This window comes from Enterobacter sp. R-1.6.2 (assembly GCF_035064085.1).
Classification (GTDB): Bacteria; Pseudomonadota; Gammaproteobacteria; order Enterobacterales; family Enterobacteriaceae; genus Enterobacter; species Enterobacter asburiae_B.
In genome coordinates this window covers 1-977 of record NZ_JASEYI010000108.1, presented here as the reverse complement: position 1 = coordinate 977, position 977 = coordinate 1, and the positions used below count along the sequence as shown (strand labels likewise).

Sequence of the window (977 nt, the reverse complement as noted above, 5' to 3'; positions counted from 1 at the left end):
CGTGCTTTATTTAATGAGATGGTCACTCCCTCCTTCCCGGTACTATGCTGAGGACAGGCTTTCATTCGGAGAACCATCATGGAAAACATTGCGCTTATTGGTATCGATCTGGGTAAGAACTCTTTCCATATTCATTGTCAGGATCATCGTGGGAAGGCCGTTTACCGTAAAAAATTCACCCGACCAAAGCTAATCGAATTTCTGGCGACATGCCCGGCAACAACCATCGCGATGGAAGCCTGTGGCGGTTCTCACTTTATGGCACGCAAGCTGGCAGAGTTAGGGCATTTTCCAAAGCTGATATCACCGCAATTTGTCCGCCCATTCGTTAAAAGCAACAAAAATGACTTCGTTGATGCTGAAGCTATCTGTGAAGCAGCATCACGTCCATCTATGCGTTTCATGCAGCCCAGAACCGAATCTCAGCAGGCAATGCGAGCTCTGCATCGTGTCCGTGAATCCCTGGTTCAGGATAAGGTGAAAACAACTAATCAGATGCATGCTTTTCTGCTGGAATTTGGTATCAGCGTTCCGCGAGGTGCTGCCGTTATTAGTCGACTGAGTACCCTTCTTGAGGACAGTAGTTTGCCTCTTTATCTCAGCCAGTTACTGCTGAAATTACAACAGCATTATCACTATCTTGTTGAGCAGATTAAAGATCTGGAATCTCAGTTGAAACGAAAGTTGGACGAAGATGAGGTTGGACAGCGCTTGCTGAGTATTCCCTGCGTTGGAACGCTGACTGCCAGTACTATTTCAACTGAGATTGGCGACGGGAAGCAGTACGCCAGCAGCCGTGACTTTGCGGCGGCAACAGGGCTGGTACCCCGACAGTACAGCACGGGAGGTCGGACGACATTGTTAGGGATTAGCAAGCGGGGCAACAAAAAGATCCGAACTTTGTTGGTTCAGTGTGCCAGGGTATTCATACAAAAACTGGAACACCAGTCTGGCAAGTTGGCCGACTGGGTCAGGGA

At 48.6% G+C, this 977-nt stretch carries 1 protein-coding gene; it reads left to right on the top strand.

Annotated features, from left to right (window positions below; translation table 11 throughout):
- Positions 1–78 precede the first annotated feature (78 nt).
- Positions 79–977 (top strand): IS110-like element IS5075 family transposase (locus tag QMN93_RS26010; protein ID WP_323620243.1); only part of this gene is annotated, 899 nt, incomplete at its 3' end.